Raw genomic sequence first — 13,074 nt, 5'->3', positions numbered from 1 at the left:
CTGCCGCCGGCGCCATCAGCGCCGGCGCCGCTGGCGATCCGGCGGCGCTGATCGGGCTGTTCACCACCTATGTGACACTGGAAACGCTGGGCTTCAGCCTGTTCATGCGCTGGTGGCTGAACCGTGGCGGCGCCCAGCTGCAGCACTCGCTGTTCGGGCTGATCCTGGCCGCCAGCGGGCTGCAGGTGCTGGACCCGCTCACCTACTGGCTGCCGGACGATGTGGCGCAGGGGCTGTCGCTGGTGCTGGGGGTGGGCAATATCCTGATCCTGGTCACCGCGCTGTCGCGCTGCAGCGGCGCCAGCCGCGGCCGCGTGCTGCTGGGCACCCTGCTGTTTGCGCCGCTCGCGCTGGCGCTGCTGCTGGGGCTGCTCGGCCTGGGCAACGACCTCGGCCTGACCAATATCCCGCAACTGGTCGTTCCCGCCGGGCAATAAGCCCCGCCCCGGCCAGCAAAAAGCCCGCAATCGCGGGCTTTTTTCGTCTCAGGGTTCCTCCTGTGCCGGGGCGGCCAAGGCCGTGGCCAGGCTGCGGCCAACCTCGTGGCGGCGAAAGGCGCTGTGCCAGCGGCAATGAAAGGCACCAGCGCGGTACAGCACGAACGCCGGCAGGTGAAACAGCTCGAAGCGGCGCGCCAGCGCGGTGGCCACCGCCACATCGACATAGAACAGCGCAACCTCGGCCGGCAGCCAGTGCGGCAGCTGCGTGTGCCAGCCGCGGCAGGCGCCGCAATGCGGCTGGCCGAACATCACCAGGCTGGCGCCCGGCTGCGCCGCCAGCGTGGCGTCGAAGTTGAATTCGTCCAGCGGCCGCCAGCGCTGTTCGGCGGCAAGGACGCGGCTCATTCCACCTTGGCGATGTAGCGCGCCAGCTGCAGCATGGCGCGCACCGCCTCGCTCTTCGGCCCCTGCTCGCCACGCACCTTGGCGTAGCGGCGCAGGATGGCGCGCGATTCCACGTGCACGTCCATCTCGGTATCCGGCGAGGTGATCAGCGTCATGCGGCTGCCGGCCTCCTGCAGCCGCGGCGCACCCTGGGCAATCGCCAGGTACACCTTGTGCGCGTTGTGCGGGGTGATGTGGTCGAACAGGTACAGCATGGTGTTGATACGCAGCCCGGTCTGCTCGCGGATGTGGCGCAGCAGCGCCTGCGAACGCAGCTCGCCGCGCTGCGACGCTCCGCCGGGCAGGGCGAAGCGGCCGGTCTGGCTGGCGGTCATCAGCACGCCGTCCGGCAGCTCGATGATGGCGGTGGCCAGCCGTGGCAGGGTGGGACACAGCCGGGATTCGTAACTATTTCTTTCCGAAACGATGGACATATTTTGCGATGGCTTCTATCTAAAAATTTCAACAATTCATTTATAAATCAGCAATTTCCCCGCCCCGCAGGGCAGCCGGCCATTTTAAACAGCCATTTGTCACCACGGCAAACGCCGTCGGCATGAAATTGTCGGCCGCCGGCCACGCCCGCCGGCCGCCATTTCGGTACAATCGCCGCCTCTGTGTTTGCGGCCAACCTTTGCCCGATGTCCTCCCCTACTCCCGCTTCCCGCCGCGCCATCGTCATCGGCGGCGGCCCCGCCGGCCTGATGGCCGCCGAAGTGCTGCTGCAGCACGGCCTGCAGGTCGAGCTGTTCGACGCCATGCCCTCGGTGGGGCGCAAGTTCCTGCTGGCCGGCGTCGGCGGCATGAACATCACCCACAGCGAGCCGCGGGCGCCGTTCCTGGCGCGCTACGGCCTGCGCGAACGCGAGCTGACACCCATCGTCGATGCCTTCGACGCCGACGCGCTGCGCGGCTGGGTGCATGGCCTCGGCATCGACACCTTCGTCGGCAGCTCCGGCAAGGTGTTTCCCACCGCGATGAAGGCGGCGCCGCTGCTGCGCGCCTGGCTGGCGCGGCTGCGCGATGCCGGCCTGCAGCTGCACGTGCGCCACCGCTGGCTGGGCTGGGACGATGCCGGCCGGCTGCGTTTTGCCGGCCCGGCGGGCGAGGTGCTGCGCGACGCCGCCCCCACCGTGCTGGCACTGGGCGGCGGCAGCTGGGCCAAGCTGGGGTCGGACGGGCAGTGGCTGCCGCTGCTGGCGGCACACGGCGTGGACACAGCACCGCTGCAGGCGGCCAACTGCGGCTTCGTCTGCGGCTGGAGCGAGCACTTTGCCGCCAAGTTCGCCGGCAGCCCGCTGAAGAACGTGGCGCTGAGTTTCGAGGATGTGCATGGTCGGCCGCTGAGCCGGCGCGGCGAGATGGTGCTCACCGCCGACGGCATCGAGGGCAACCTGGTGTACGGCTTTGCCGCCGCCATCCGCGAGCGCATCAACCGCAACGGCCACGCCAGCGTGCAGCTGGATCTGGCGCCGGATCGCGACCTGGCGCGGCTGAGCGCCGAGCTGCAGCGCGGCCGTGGCGCCGCCTCGCTGGCCAACCACCTGCGCAAGCAGTGCGGCATCGACGGCGCGCGCACCGGCCTGCTGCGCGAGTTGCTGGACAAGGACAGTTTCAACGATATGACCAGGTTGGCTGCCGCCATCAAGGCGCTGCCGCTGACGCTGCACGCCACGCGGCCGATCGACGAAGCCATCAGCACCGCCGGCGGCGTGCGTTTCGAGGCGCTGGACGAGCGGTTGATGCTGACGGCGCGGCCCGGCGTGTTCTGCGCCGGCGAGATGCTGGACTGGGAGGCGCCGACCGGCGGCTACCTGCTGACCGCCTGCTTCGCCAGCGGCAAGGCGGCGGCGCATGGCTTGCTGCACTGGCTGGCGAGCGCCGGCGCCTAAGCGCCACCGGCGAAGCGCGCCAGGATGCGCCGGCGTCGTCGGCACAAGGCCCGCGGCACGGCAGTGCAACGCGGCCTCGGCAAGATTGTCGCTGGCGGCGGCCTCAGTGCGGCGCGGCTCGCACCTGCTGCCAGCTGACCCGGAAATACTGCCGGTAAAACGCGTCCAGCTCACCGCTGGCGATCTGGCGCCGCGCTTCGCGCTCCAGCCCCGCGCGCAGCCAGGCCAGCCCCGGCCGCAGGCTGAAAGTCTCGTGGTAGCTGCCCACCAGCCCTTCCAGCCGCTTCACCCGCCCACCGAGCTGGTGCGCCATGTCCAGCGGCGTCTGGTAATCATCGAACACCACGTCCACCCGTCCACCGGCCAGCATGGTGAACGACGCCACGCTATCCGGCGCCGGCACCCGCTGCCAGCGCGTCTGGCGCACCAGCTGCCGCGGGTAGTCGTACGCCGGCACCCAGGCCACCCGCAGGCCGGCAAACTGCTGCAGACCGCGATACTGCTGCCCGGCGACCGAGGCTCGCACCCAGGCGTACAGCGGCCAGTACACCATGGCCTGGCGCGTCTGCAGCCAGCCGGCCGGGCTTTCCGCCGCGGTGGCGAAGGCAATGATGTCGGTGCGCCCCGCCGCCGCCTGCTGGTAGCAACCGCTGAGCGCCAGAAACTGGTAGCGCAGCGACACGCCGCGTTCGCGGGCGGCGCGCGCCAGCGCCTCCACCGCCAGACCGCTCACCGCACCGTTGTCTGCGCGGTAGATGAACGGCACCCAGCGCTCGGCGCACACCGTCAGCGTCTGTGCCTGCACCGTCGCCGCCAGCAGCATGGCCAGCGCCATGCCCAGCTTCAGTTTGCTCACTACCGTCACCTTGGATCTGTGTCAGGGTGGATACTGCATTATCGGTAGCGTGCCGGCATTGCTCAATAAATTCGGCAGGCCGCTCAGCGCAGCAGCCACTCCACCGCCGCCGCCGCGTGCAGCGCGGTGGTATCGAACAGCGGCAGCGGGCTGTCCGCCGGCGCCAGCAACATGCCGATCTCGGTACAGCCCAGGATCACCGCCTCGGCACCGGCCGCCTGCATGGCGGCGATCTCCTGCTGGTAGCGCAGGCGCGAGGCCGGCAACACCCGGCCCAGGCACAGCTCCTCGAAGATCACCCGGTTCACCTCGGCGCGGCCGGCGGCATCCGGCAGCAATACCGTCAGCCCGGCGGCGGCCAGCCTGTCGCGGTAGAACGCCTCGTCCATGGTAAAGCGGGTGCCGAGCAGGCCCACCCGCGTCACGCCAGCGGCCTGCAGCGCGGCAATGGTGGGGTCGGCGATGTGCAGCAGCGGCACCTCCACCGCCGCTTCGATCGCCGGTGCCACCTTGTGCATGGTGTTGCTGCACAGCAGCAGCCCACCGGCGCCGGCCTGCACCAGCCCCTGCGCGGCGGCGGCCAGCTGTTCACCCAGCGCCGGCCATTCCCCGGCACGCTGCCGCGCCGCCACCGGGGCGAAATCCACGCTGTGCAGCAGCAGCGGCGCCGAATGCAGCCCGCCCAGCCGGGTGCGCACGCCCTGGTTGATCTGCTGGTAGTAGTGCAGCGTCGATTCCCAGCTCATGCCGCCCAGCAAGCCCAGATAAGGCATCACATCACTCCCGCAATCAATAGTTCATCCCACAGCAGATAGCCAGCAGTGGCCGCCATCGCCGTGGCCATCACGCCATTGAACCACAGCCGTACCCGCTCGCGAGCCAGGTGGTGGCGCAGCGCCTCGCCCATACCGGCCCACACCGCGATGCACGGCAGGTTCACCAGCGCGCAGATGCCGGCCAGCAGCAGCGAATGGCCGGCGGTGGCGCCCGACGGCAGGAACAGCACGCTGGTATTGATCACCATCACCCAGGCCTTGGGGTTCACCCACTGGAACGCCGCCGCGCCGATGAAACCCAGCGGCTTGCCGGACTGCCGCCCCTGCGGCGCGCCGGCGCGCCACACCTGCCACGACAGCCAGAACAGATAGCCACAGCCGGCCAGCGCCAGCCACAGCCGGCCGTGTTCCAGCAGCGCCAGCACCCAGCCCAGCAGCAGCGACACCAGCAGGATCTGCAGGCCGTGGCCGCCGGAAATACCCAGCATGTGCGGCACGGTGCGGCGCCAGCCGAAGTTGACCCCGGATGCGGCCAACATCAGGTTGTTGGGGCCGGGGGTGATGGACATCAGCGCGACATAACTCATTAACGGCCAGCTCAGCATGGCTTGCTCCTCGAAGGTGGATAGCGACCAGTACATGCTAATGGCGCGCCAGTGCTGGTTACAGCCGCACAGATTTGTTATTGTCACGGTGACAGTTACCGACCGCCGGCAACTGTCACCATCACTTTACCCACCCGCTGTCTCGAGATGCCGATGAGCACCGCCACCCTGTACCAGCAGCTTGCCGACGACCTGTCCTCCGCCATCAACCTGGGCACCCTGCCGCCCGGCTCGCGCCTGCCCTCGGTGCGCAAGACCGCCAGCAGCCGCCAGCTGTCGCTCAACACCGTGGTGGCCGCCTACCGCGTGCTGGAAGACCGCGGCCTGATCGAGGCGCGGCCGCAGAGCGGCTACTACGTGCGCTCGCGGCTGCCGCTGCCGGCGCGCCGCCCCAGCCACGCCGCCGGCCCGGCGCGCGGCACCGATGGCGCGGTGCTGGACCTGATCGGCGCCTCGCTGAAGGCGCAGCAGACGCCGGGTTACATCGACATGGCGCTGGCCTGCCCGCGCGGCGGCGACTTCTACCCGTCGGCCAAGCTGGCGCGGCTGATGGGCCAGGTGCTGCGCAAGCAGCCGGGGCTGGTGGGCAACTACGCGCTGCCGCCGGGCTCGGAGCGGCTGCGCACCCAGATCGCCCGCCGCGGGCTGGAGCTGGGCATGGCGCTGCAGGCCGACAACATCATCCTCACCCACGGCGCCATGGAAGCGCTGCAGCTGGCGCTGCGCGCCATCACCCGCCCCGGCGACACCGTGGGCATCGAATCGCCCACCTATTTCAACCTGCTGCCGCTGTTCACCAGCCTGGGGCTGAAGGCGGTGGAGATTCCCACCGACCCGCAGCATGGCCTGGCGCTGGACGCGCTGGAGCTGCTGCTGCAGGAAAAGCGCCTCAACGCCATCATCGCCATGCCCAATGTGCACAACCCGCTAGGTTGCAGCATGAGCACCGACAACAAGAAAAGGTTGGCCGCACTGGTGAACCGCCACCGCGTGCCGCTGATCGAGGATGCGCTGTATGCCGAGCTGCAGTTCGGCGACGCGCTGCAGCCGGCGGTGAAGGCTTTCGACCAGGACGGCTGGGTGCTGGTCTGCGCCAGCTACACCAAGACGCTGGCGCCGGACTTCCGCGTCGGCTGGCTGGAAGGCGGCCGTTTCGGCGAGGAGATCAAGAAGCTGAAGTTCGCCAGCTCCATCGCCGAGCCGCTGGTGCTGTGCGAAACGCTGGGCACCTTTCTGGAGTCCGGCGGCTACGATCACCACCTGCGCGCACTGAAGCGCCGCTACGCACTGCACGTGGACAAGGTGCGCGCGCTGATCGCCGAGCACTTCCCGCCCGGCACCCACGCCACCACCCCCAGCGGCGGCTTCCTGATCTGGGTGGAGCTGCCGGAGGACTACGACACGGTGGCGCTGTTCCACGCCGCCATCGCCGAGCGCATCAGCATCTCGCCCGGCCCGCTGTACTCCCCCAGCGGCCGCTACCGCAACGCGCTGCGGCTATCCTGCTGCCAGCCGCTGGACGAACGCTACGTCGGCGCACTGCAACGGCTGGGCGAGCTGGCGCGCGGGGCGCGGGTGGGGTGAGACGCTCCACAGCGGCCGGCACAATAATCAAACTGTATAAATGCCGTTACAATGCCAGCACCACCATCGGGGCGCAGACATGGCTTACTACGGCACCATTACCCGCTGGCTGGATGACAAGGGCTACGGCTTCATCCAGCGCCAGGACACCAAGGAAGAAGTCTTCTTCCACATCAGCGATTGCCCGGCAACCGGCATCCGCCCGCAGCTGGGCTGGCTGGTTTCATTCGAGCTGAAGAACGGACGCGACGGCAAAGCGGCAGCCTGCCGGATACAAGGCAAAGGCTTCGGCGCTAGCCGACCGGAGCGCCCTTCCCGTCAGCAAGCACGACAAAAAACCAGCGCCAGCAGCATGCTGCTTGCTGTCGCACTAATCGCCGGACTCGGTTATTTCGGCTATCAGCGCTACCACGCACGCGCCACGGTAGCGGAGGCAGACGCCATCCTGTCACAGCAGACCAGCCCGCTGGCCGCAGATAGCTCGCCGCAGTTCAGCTGCGATGGCCGGCAACACTGCTCGCAGATGCGCTCCAAGGAGGAGGCGCTGTACTTTCTACAGCACTGCCCGGATACCAAGATGGATGGCGACAGAGACGGCGACCCATGCGAAGACCAGTTCTGAGCCGGGGGCATGATCGCGTGAGAACAAGGTGCTAACGCAACCTGTTTTGCAAAGCGGCAGCGCACACGTTGCCTGCAACAACCCTTGAACGCCTGCGGCCAACTTAGCACGACCGCCAAACAACAACGGCGGCTCGCCATGAGCCGCCGTCATCCGCAATTCACCCCTGCCTTACAGGTAGCGCGCTTCCAGGTGGGCACGGAAGTGCGCCGGGTTCAGCGCCTCCCCGGTGGCGCGCTGTACCAGTTCACCGGTTTCCCAGCGGCTGGCCTGCGACCAGATATTGGCCTGCAGCCAGTCGAACACCGGCGCCAGGTCGCCGGCGGCGATGCGGCTGTCCAGATCCGGCACCTGGCGGCGGATAGTGGCGAAATACTGCGCCGCGTACATGGCGCCCAGGGTGTAGCTGGGGAAGTAGCCGAAGCTGCCGTCGGTCCAGTGGATGTCCTGCAGGCAGCCGTCACGGTAGTTGCCGCGGGTGTCGATGCCGAGGTAGGCCTGCATTTTCTCGTCCCACAGCGCCGGGATGTCCTCGGCCTCGATGTCGCCCTCGATCAGCGCGCGCTCGATCTCGTAGCGCAGGATCACGTGCGCCGGGTAGGTCAGCTCGTCGGCATCGACGCGGATGAAGCCGGGGCGCACGCGGCTGTACATGCGCGCCAGGTTGGCCGCATCGAACGCCGGCTGCGCGCCCAGGTGCTTGCTCACCAGCGGTGCAATCAGCTGCAGGAAGGCCGGGCTGCGGCCCAGCTGCATCTCGAACGCCAGGCTCTGGCTCTCGTGAATGCCCATCGAGCGCGCCTGTCCCACTGGCAGGTGCACCAGTTCGCGCGGCAGCTGCTGTTCGTAACGGGCATGGCCGGTCTCGTGCACGATGCCCATCATGCTCTGCATGAAGTCGTCGTCGCGGTAGCGGGTGGTGATGCGCACGTCCTCGGCCACGCCGCCGCAGAACGGGTGCACCGACACATCCAGCCGGCCGGCGGCGAAATCGAAGCCCAGCAGCCCCATGATCTCCATCCCCAGCGCACGCTGGCTGTCCACCGCGAACGGGCCCTGTGCCGGCTGCAGCGCGTCGCCGGCCTGCTTGTCCATCGCCTGGCGGATCAGCCCCGGCAGCCAGCTTTTGACGTCACCGAAGATACGCTCGACTTCGGCGCTGTTCATCCCCGGCTCGTACTTGTCCATCAGCGCGTCGTAGCGGCCCTTGCCGGTGGCGTCGGCCAGCAGCTGCGCCTCTTCGCGCGACAGCCGCAGCACCTCGCGGAAATTGCCGAGAAAGCCCTGCCAGTCGTTGGCCTTGCGCTGCTCGCGCCAGGCGTGTTCGCAGCGGCTGCCGGCCAGAGCCTTGGCTTCCACCAGCGCGGCCGGCAGCAGGTTGGCGTGCTGCCAGCTGCGGCGCATTTCGCGCAGCGAGGCGCGCTGCAGCTCGTTCAGCTCCTGCTGCTCGGCCGCGGCCAGCCAGGCGTTGAGCTGCGGGTCGGTCAGCGTAGCGTGCATCAGCACCGACAGCTCGGCCATGGCGGCGCCGCGGGCGTCGTTGCCGCCGGGCGGCATCATCGCCGCCTGATCCCAGCCGGCGATGGCGGCCAGGTGCTGGTAGCGGTACAGGCGGGTGAATACGGTTTCCAGCTGCGAATAGGCGGAAGCGGTCATGCGGCACTCCAGTTCAAGACAAGGTTGGCCGCATGATGCCAGTGGCAAGGATGGCGCTCAATTGGCCATCAGGGCAGCTCAGAGCGGCTGCGGGGCGACAAATTGCCCGCGCACGTCGGCATCGGGAAATGACAGCCAGTAGTAGAAGAATTCGCGGGCGATGGTGAGGAAGGTTTCGCTGGCGAAGCTGTCGGACAGGTGCAGCAGCATGGCATCCACCGCCATGCGGTAGCTGTCCGGGTGGTGCGGCTGGTCGTGCAGCAGGAACAGCAGCGGCTTGAGCAGCTCGCCGCGCTCGCCCAGCACGTCTTCTTCCGAACCCAGCTCGTACAGCTGGCCGAGGTACAGCTCCAGCGACGGCGGGAAGCTGTCGAAGCCGGCATCGCTCATGCGCTGTTGCAGGTCGTCGAACGACGCCAGCACCGGCAGCCGCACGTGGCGGGTGGTGAAGCCGGAACGGGCGTTGAGTTCGGTGACTTTTTTAACGTCGCCGATCCAGAAGTAGTAGTACTCGCGCGCGGCGGTCATCGCCCCGGGACGATCTTCCGGCGCGCACAGCGACAGCAGCGCGTCCACCGCGGAGCGGAAAATGGTGGTGGTGCGCGGCTGGCCACGCACGATCAGGTTGAGCCGGGTCAGCACCCGGCGGCGCAGCGCCAGCACCTCGCTGTCCGCGCCCTTGCTCTCCAGCAGGCGCAGGTAGGCATCCAGTGCGTCCTGCGCATCCCCTTTGTCGCTTTTAGCGCTTTTTTCGGCACTGCTCATCCGTGGCCTTCTCCTGAGTGCAGACCGGCTGGTTCTGCGCGGTGTGCAGCATAGCGGTTCATGTGTTATCCGACAATTCGCCGGGTGCGCCAAGCGCGAAATCAGTGTGACTGCGGGCGCAGCTGCAGGCGCAGATCGCGGCCAACCATGCGCAGGTCCAGCAGCTGCAGCGCCAGCTTGTCGTCCAGCGAGCTTAGCGCCGGCCAGTCGAACAGCCCGCGCGCGGCATCGCCGGCCAGGTACGGCGCCAGGTACAGCACGATCTCGTCCACCAGCCCGGCCTGCAGCAGCGCGCCGTGCAGGCCGGCGCCGGCTTCCACCATCAGCTCATTGATGCCGGCGGCGGCCAGCTCGCGCAGCAAGGCGGCCAGATCGACATGGCCGTCCTGCGCCGGCAGGGTCAGCACCGTTACGCCGCGCGCGCGATACGGCTGCAGGCGGGCGTCGTCCGCCACCGTGGTGGCCAGCCATACCGGCGCCACGGCGGCATCGTAAATGCGGGCGCTCGGCGCGGTGGCCAGCTGGCTGTCCAGCACCACCCGCGCCGGCTGGCGCAGACAGGGCACGTCACGCACGGTGAGCTGCGGGTCGTCGGCCAGCACGGTACCGCTGCCGGTGAGCACGGCGCAGTTGGCCGCCCGCAGTGCATGCACGTCGCGGCGCGCGTCGGCAGAGGTGATCCACTGGCTGACGCCGTTGAGCAGCGCGGTCTTGCCGTCCAGCGTCGCCGCCGCCTTCAGCGTCACGTACGGCCGCTGCCGCGTCACCCGCGACAGGAAACCGCGGTGCACGCGCTGAGCCTCGGCCTGCAGCAGGCCGGCGGCGGCGGCGATGCCGGCCGCCTGCAGCATGGCAATGCCGCGGCCGGCCACTTCGTGGTAGGGGTCGACCATCGCCGCCACCACGCGGCCGATGCGTTCCGCGATCAGCCGCTCGGCGCACGGCGGGGTGCGGCCGTGGTGGCTGCACGGCTCCAGCGTGACATAGGCGGTGGCGCCGGCCGGGCTGAGGCCACGGGCGTAGCAATCCTTGATCGCCTGGATCTCGGCATGGTCGCCGCCCACCTGCAGCGTGGCGCCCTCGCCGATCACCACGCCGTCCTTCACCAGCACGCAGCCGACGCCGGGGTTGGGCGCCGCGCGGCGGGTGGCGGCCTCGGCCAGGCGCAGCGCCTGCTGCATGTAACGGTGGTCGTCGCTTGAGAAAGTCATGCTGCCGGCTGCCATTCGTGCGCCAACAGGCTGTAGATACGGGCATCCCAGTGCCGGTCGCGGATATACAGGTAGCCGCGCAGCACGCCTTCCTGCTGGAAGCCCATGCGCTCGGCCACCGCGCAGCTGCGCAGGTTGGCCGCGGCGGTGATGATCTCGATCCGGTACAGGCCCAGCTCCCGGTAGGCGCAGCTCAGCAGCTGCTGCAGCGCCTGCGGCAGGATGCCGCGGCCAACGTAGGCGTCGGCCAGCCAGTAGCCGATGGCCGCGCGGCGGTCATGGTGGCTGATGCTGTGCAGATCGCACACCCCTACCGGCTGGCCATCCAGCTCGATCAGGCAGGTGCGCGATGCGCCCAGCCGCCGCTCGCAGGCGCGCAGCTGCAGAAACTCGCGCACCTGCGCCTCGGTCTGCGAGGTTTCCACCCACGGCAGCCACTGCCCGAGGGCATCGCGGCTGCTGTTGACCAGCGCAAACAGCTGCGGCGCATGCTGCTCTTCGGCATCGCACAGGGTGATAAGGGGAGTCGTCATCTGCAGCCTCCATGCCCGCTGCGCCGGGGGCGGCCTGCCGGCAGGCAAGCGCAGCGCCGGCGTCAGTCTTTTTTCTGGATTTCCTTGATGGCATCGCTGAATTCGGCGATGTCCTGGAAGCTCTTGTACACCGAGGCGAAGCGCACGTAGGCCACCTTGTCCAGCTTGGCCAGCTCGTTCATCACCATCTCGCCGATCTGGCGGCTGGATACCTCGCGCTCGCCCAGCTGCAGCAGGCGCTGGCAGATGCGGTCGATGGCGTCGTCCACCAGCGGGGTGGACACCGGGCGCTTGTGCAGCGCGCGCAGGAAGCTGGTGCGCACTTTTTCCACGTCGAACTCGGTGCGGTGGCCACCGGTCTTCACCACCTGCGGCATGCGCACGTCGGCGGTCTCGAAGGTGGTAAAGCGCTTTTCGCAGCCCAGACAGCGGCGGCGGCGGCGGATGGTGCTGCCATCGTCACTGACGCGGGAGTCCACCACCTGGGTATCGATGCCGCCGCAGAAAGGACATTTCATTGTTTTACGTCTCGCTTGCTTGCCATAGCCGGATGTTATCAGCAAACCCGCCGTCAATTTAAGCCTTGCCATCAAGAGATGACGGCAATTTGCCGCCGCCGGCAGCAAAACGGGCTGCCCAAGGCAGCCCGTGACGGTGCTTGCGGCCAACCTGGCGGCTTAGCGGCTGATCAGCCAGTCCACGTAGCGGTCCACGCCCTGCTCGACGGTGAGCATGGCATCCTGGTAGCCGGCTTCGCGCAGCTTGCCGATGTCGGCCTGGGTGAAGCTCTGGTACTTGCCCTTCAGCGCGTCCGGGAAGTCGATGTACTCCAGGATGCCCTGCTGCACCAGCTCGGACAGTGTCAGCGCCGGCTTGCCTTCGTGGCGGCGGCAGGCGTTGACGGTGGCCACCGCCACGTCGTTGAACGGCTGCGCACGGCCGGAGCCGAGGTTGAAGATGCCGCTCTGCTCCGGGTGGTCGAGGAAGTACAGGTTGACCTTCACCACGTCCTCCACCGACACGAAGTCGCGGCTCTGGGTGCCGTCGGCGTAGCCGTCGTAGCCGCCGAACAGCTTCACCTTGCCGGTGTCGCGGTACTGGTTGAAGTTGTGGAACGCCACCGAGGCCATGCGGCCCTTGTGCTGCTCCTGCGGGCCGTAAACGTTGAAGTAGCGGAAGCCGGCCACCTGCGCAGTGAGGCCTTCCGCCATGCGGCGGCGCAGTACCTGGTCGAACAGGAACTTGGAGTAGCCATAGACATTGAGCGGGCCTTCGTACTGGCGGTCTTCCTTGAACACCGTGCCCTTGCCGTAGGTGGCGGCGCTGGAGGCGTACAGCAGCGGGATTTCCTCGGCCTGGCAGAATTCGAACAGTTCCAGCGTGTACTGGTAGTTGTTCTCCAGCATGTACTTGCCGTCGTGGTTCATGGTGTCCGAGCAGGCACCCTGATGCAGGATGGCGCGGATCTCGCCGTCGAAATCGCCGCTGCCGATCAGGTTGATGAAGTCCTGTTTGTCCAGGTAGTCGCTGATCTCGCAGTCCACCAGGTTGACGAACTTGTCGCCGCGGGTGAGGTTGTCTACCGCCAGGATGTCGGTTTCGCCACGCGCGTTCAGCGCCTTGACGATGTTGGAGCCGATGAAACCGGCGGCGCCGGTAACCACGATGGTCATGGGAATTCCTTTTTCAG

At 68.0% G+C, this 13,074-nt stretch carries 15 protein-coding genes; 4 read left to right on the top strand and 11 right to left on the bottom strand.

All coding sequences use genetic code 11. The features are described 5' to 3' along the window. Window positions 1-437, top strand: a 437-nt coding sequence (locus ACFOLG_RS02625; RefSeq protein WP_386088071.1) for a hypothetical protein, incomplete at its 5' end; no start/stop codon positions are given. Between the two features lie 48 nt (window positions 438-485). On the opposite strand, the gene ACFOLG_RS02620 is transcribed toward ACFOLG_RS02625, so the two are convergent. Together ACFOLG_RS02620 and ACFOLG_RS02615 are read right to left on the bottom strand one after the other, a co-directional pair. Then, window positions 486-845: a thioredoxin domain-containing protein gene (locus tag ACFOLG_RS02620; protein ID WP_386088070.1), complete on the bottom strand. Its 360-nt coding sequence runs from the start codon at window positions 843-845 to the stop codon at window positions 486-488. Continuing rightward, window positions 842-1,318, bottom strand: coding sequence for an NUDIX domain-containing protein (locus ACFOLG_RS02615; RefSeq protein WP_386088068.1), 477 nt, complete (start codon window positions 1,316-1,318; stop codon window positions 842-844). The genes ACFOLG_RS02620 and ACFOLG_RS02615 overlap by 4 nt, the downstream gene beginning before the upstream one ends. A gap of 207 nt (window positions 1,319-1,525) precedes the next feature. Between ACFOLG_RS02615 and ACFOLG_RS02610 the strand changes: the two genes are divergently transcribed. Next, a complete protein-coding gene (locus tag ACFOLG_RS02610; RefSeq protein ID WP_386088067.1) occupies window positions 1,526-2,776 on the top strand; it encodes a TIGR03862 family flavoprotein in 1,251 nt (416 codons plus the stop codon). A 103-nt stretch (window positions 2,777-2,879) separates the two neighbouring features. Here the strand turns inward: ACFOLG_RS02610 and ACFOLG_RS02605 are convergent, their stop codons facing one another. The 3 genes from ACFOLG_RS02605 to ACFOLG_RS02595 form a co-directional block, all read right to left on the bottom strand. Next, window positions 2,880-3,632 carry a substrate-binding periplasmic protein gene (locus ACFOLG_RS02605; protein WP_386088065.1) on the bottom strand — a complete coding sequence of 251 codons (753 nt, stop codon included), beginning with the start codon at window positions 3,630-3,632 and terminating at the stop codon, window positions 2,880-2,882. A gap of 83 nt (window positions 3,633-3,715) precedes the next feature. Then, window positions 3,716-4,405, bottom strand: coding sequence for an aspartate/glutamate racemase family protein (locus ACFOLG_RS02600; protein WP_386088063.1), 690 nt, complete (start codon window positions 4,403-4,405; stop codon window positions 3,716-3,718). Further along, entirely contained in the window at window positions 4,405-5,049 is a 645-nt protein-coding gene (locus ACFOLG_RS02595) for a LysE family translocator (protein ID WP_386088061.1), read from the bottom strand. Before ACFOLG_RS02595 ends, ACFOLG_RS02600 begins: the two co-directional genes overlap by 1 nt. A gap of 117 nt (window positions 5,050-5,166) precedes the next feature. Here ACFOLG_RS02595 and ACFOLG_RS02590 point away from each other — a divergent pair, with 117 nt between their 5' ends. Both ACFOLG_RS02590 and ACFOLG_RS02585 read left to right on the top strand, forming a co-directional pair. Beyond that, window positions 5,167-6,597 (top strand): aminotransferase-like domain-containing protein, encoded by a 1,431-nt coding sequence (locus ACFOLG_RS02590; protein ID WP_386088059.1) that lies wholly within the window; start codon window positions 5,167-5,169, stop codon window positions 6,595-6,597. A gap of 79 nt (window positions 6,598-6,676) precedes the next feature. Further along, on the top strand, window positions 6,677-7,219 hold the full coding sequence (locus ACFOLG_RS02585) for a cold shock domain-containing protein (protein WP_386088057.1): 543 nt from the start codon (window positions 6,677-6,679) through the stop codon (window positions 7,217-7,219). A 171-nt stretch (window positions 7,220-7,390) separates the two neighbouring features. Here ACFOLG_RS02585 and ACFOLG_RS02580 read toward each other — a convergent pair whose 3' ends face one another. From ACFOLG_RS02580 to rfaD, 6 genes are all read right to left on the bottom strand, one after another. Continuing rightward, window positions 7,391-8,875 carry a carboxypeptidase M32 gene (locus ACFOLG_RS02580; RefSeq protein WP_386088055.1) on the bottom strand — a complete coding sequence of 495 codons (1,485 nt, stop codon included), beginning with the start codon at window positions 8,873-8,875 and terminating at the stop codon, window positions 7,391-7,393. A 78-nt stretch (window positions 8,876-8,953) separates the two neighbouring features. Then, window positions 8,954-9,640 (bottom strand): hypothetical protein, encoded by a 687-nt coding sequence (locus tag ACFOLG_RS02575; protein WP_386088053.1) that lies wholly within the window; start codon window positions 9,638-9,640, stop codon window positions 8,954-8,956. 101 nt (window positions 9,641-9,741) lie between these two features. Next, window positions 9,742-10,851, bottom strand: coding sequence for a bifunctional diaminohydroxyphosphoribosylaminopyrimidine deaminase/5-amino-6-(5-phosphoribosylamino)uracil reductase RibD (gene ribD, locus ACFOLG_RS02570; RefSeq protein ID WP_386088051.1), 1,110 nt, complete (start codon window positions 10,849-10,851; stop codon window positions 9,742-9,744). Then, window positions 10,848-11,384: a GNAT family N-acetyltransferase gene (locus ACFOLG_RS02565; protein WP_386088049.1), complete on the bottom strand. Its 537-nt coding sequence runs from the start codon at window positions 11,382-11,384 to the stop codon at window positions 10,848-10,850. The genes ribD and ACFOLG_RS02565 overlap by 4 nt, the downstream gene beginning before the upstream one ends. 62 nt (window positions 11,385-11,446) lie before the next feature. Continuing rightward, a complete protein-coding gene (gene nrdR, locus ACFOLG_RS02560; RefSeq protein WP_386088047.1) occupies window positions 11,447-11,902 on the bottom strand; it encodes a transcriptional regulator NrdR in 456 nt (151 codons plus the stop codon). A gap of 159 nt (window positions 11,903-12,061) precedes the next feature. Then, window positions 12,062-13,057, bottom strand: a complete 996-nt coding sequence (rfaD, locus tag ACFOLG_RS02555) for an ADP-glyceromanno-heptose 6-epimerase (RefSeq protein ID WP_386088045.1) — start codon at window positions 13,055-13,057, stop codon at window positions 12,062-12,064. Window positions 13,058-13,074 lie beyond the last annotated feature (17 nt).

The organism is Vogesella facilis, from assembly GCF_042648525.1.
Classification (GTDB): Bacteria; Pseudomonadota; Gammaproteobacteria; order Burkholderiales; family Chromobacteriaceae; genus Vogesella; species Vogesella facilis.
This window is presented reverse-complemented; position numbering and strand designations above follow the sequence as displayed.

What these genes read in the sequence shown, in the direction of transcription:
- ACFOLG_RS02620 (WP_386088070.1), bottom strand. Translation starts at nt 845, where the DNA reads ATGAGCCGCGTCCTTGCCGCCGAACAGCGCTGGCGGCCGCTGGACGAA.
- ACFOLG_RS02615 (WP_386088068.1), bottom strand. Translation starts at nt 1,318, where the DNA reads ATGTCCATCGTTTCGGAAAGAAATAGTTACGAATCCCGGCTGTGTCCC.
- ACFOLG_RS02610 (WP_386088067.1), top strand. Translation starts at nt 1,526, where the DNA reads ATGTCCTCCCCTACTCCCGCTTCCCGCCGCGCCATCGTCATCGGCGGC.
- ACFOLG_RS02600 (WP_386088063.1), bottom strand. Translation starts at nt 4,405, where the DNA reads ATGCCTTATCTGGGCTTGCTGGGCGGCATGAGCTGGGAATCGACGCTG.
- ACFOLG_RS02595 (WP_386088061.1), bottom strand. Translation starts at nt 5,049, where the DNA reads ATGTACTGGTCGCTATCCACCTTCGAGGAGCAAGCCATGCTGAGCTGG.
- ACFOLG_RS02590 (WP_386088059.1), top strand. Translation starts at nt 5,167, where the DNA reads ATGAGCACCGCCACCCTGTACCAGCAGCTTGCCGACGACCTGTCCTCC.
- ACFOLG_RS02585 (WP_386088057.1), top strand. Translation starts at nt 6,677, where the DNA reads ATGGCTTACTACGGCACCATTACCCGCTGGCTGGATGACAAGGGCTAC.
- ACFOLG_RS02580 (WP_386088055.1), bottom strand. Translation starts at nt 8,875, where the DNA reads ATGACCGCTTCCGCCTATTCGCAGCTGGAAACCGTATTCACCCGCCTG.
- ACFOLG_RS02575 (WP_386088053.1), bottom strand. Translation starts at nt 9,640, where the DNA reads ATGAGCAGTGCCGAAAAAAGCGCTAAAAGCGACAAAGGGGATGCGCAG.
- ribD (WP_386088051.1), bottom strand. Translation starts at nt 10,851, where the DNA reads ATGACTTTCTCAAGCGACGACCACCGTTACATGCAGCAGGCGCTGCGC.
- ACFOLG_RS02565 (WP_386088049.1), bottom strand. Translation starts at nt 11,384, where the DNA reads ATGACGACTCCCCTTATCACCCTGTGCGATGCCGAAGAGCAGCATGCG.
- nrdR (WP_386088047.1), bottom strand. Translation starts at nt 11,902, where the DNA reads ATGAAATGTCCTTTCTGCGGCGGCATCGATACCCAGGTGGTGGACTCC.
- rfaD (WP_386088045.1), bottom strand. Translation starts at nt 13,057, where the DNA reads ATGACCATCGTGGTTACCGGCGCCGCCGGTTTCATCGGCTCCAACATC.